1 protein-coding gene is annotated in these 1,343 nt (G+C 43.6%); it reads right to left on the bottom strand.

Annotation, left to right across the window (positions count from 1 at the left end; all coding sequences use genetic code 11):
- Positions 1-28: 28 nt before the first annotated feature.
- The coding region (gene ltrA, locus DWB64_RS19055; protein ID WP_129489810.1) for a group II intron reverse transcriptase/maturase at positions 29-1,343 on the bottom strand (1,315 nt) is incomplete at its 5' end.

The following is a 1,343-nucleotide window of genomic DNA, read 5'->3' as shown; positions in this document are numbered from 1 at the left end:
ACCGTCCGGTATACGGCGGTTCCTAAGTTTACGCCTTTACAGTTTTCAAGTAATCTGAGAAGAATAAATAACCTGCTTTTCTAAGCAGATTATCTGTAATAGAACAATTGAGAATTTGGCTACCGGCAACTGCCCAGTAGCCTTTTCTTGTGTTTGCATACTTTATTGCATTTTGGTGGTTATATCCCAGTTGTTTTAGCAGTCGGTATCGTGTCTTTATTTTCTTACATCGCTTCCATATGAACATACGGAGTCTTCGGCGCAACCAAGCGTCTGTTGATTCCAAAAGCATCCTCATATCTGCGTGTTTGAAGTAGTTGACCCATCCCCTTACATATTGTTTGAGGTTGAGTTTGAGAACGTCATAACTGATACCCCTGCTTCTAGAGGTGATTTCTCGTACTCTGCTCTTCATCTTTTCAACACTTTTGCGGTGGACTTTGAGTTTTATCTTTGAGCCTTTGCTCGGGTAGAACCCGTAGCCCAAAAATTTGACATGTCCTATATAGGCTACTTTTGTTTTCTCTTTATTCACCCGCAGTTTAAGCTTATTTTCGATGAATGGCAGTATGTGTGCCATGATTCTTTGAGCACTGCGCTTGCACCTCGCGAACAACATCACATCATCCGCATAGCGCACAAAGCGTATCCCTCTTCTTTCGAGCTCTTTATCGAGCTCATTGAGCATGATGTTACTGCATAGCGGACTGAGATTTCCACCCTGAGCAAGGCCCATTTGAGTTTCTTCAAACTTCCTGCCTACAATTGCCCCTGCTCTTAGATACTTGTGAATCAGTGAGATGACGCGGCCATCTCTTATGGTACGGGAGAGGATTTCTATCATCTTAGATTGATTCACGACATCAAAGAACTTTTCAAGGTCCATATCCACAACGTAGGTATAACCTTCGTTTGCGTATTCTATGGATTTCCACAGAGCATCATGGGCACTTCGTTTTGGCCGGAAGCCATAGCTCGTCTCGCTAAACGTTGCATCATAGAGTGGTGATAGCACTTGCATAATGGCTTGCTGTATGACTCTATCCACTGCTGTCGGTATGCCTAACTGTCTTTTCTTCCCATTGTCTTTGGGGATTTCAACCCTTCGGACAGGGCTTGGACGGTATTTACCGTCTAATATGGCTTCTCTCAACGCCTTCCCGTTTTGTTTGAGATATTCCAGAAGTGCATCTGTACTCATCCCATCCACCCCGTGCGCCCCCTTGTTTTTCTTCACTTGTTTATAGGCTTTATTTAGGTTATTAGGGTCTAGAATTTGTTCCAATAGGCCATACTCTTCACTGCTTGCGTCGGTGATGTTGTTTTCAGTTATCCTCTCTTCG

It is taken from the genome of Fusibacter sp. A1, from assembly GCF_004125825.1.
In the GTDB taxonomy this organism is placed as follows: Bacteria; Bacillota; Clostridia; order Peptostreptococcales; family Acidaminobacteraceae; genus QQWI01.
The sequence above is the reverse complement of the archived record's forward strand: the minus strand, read 5'-3'. Positions and strand labels throughout refer to the sequence as shown.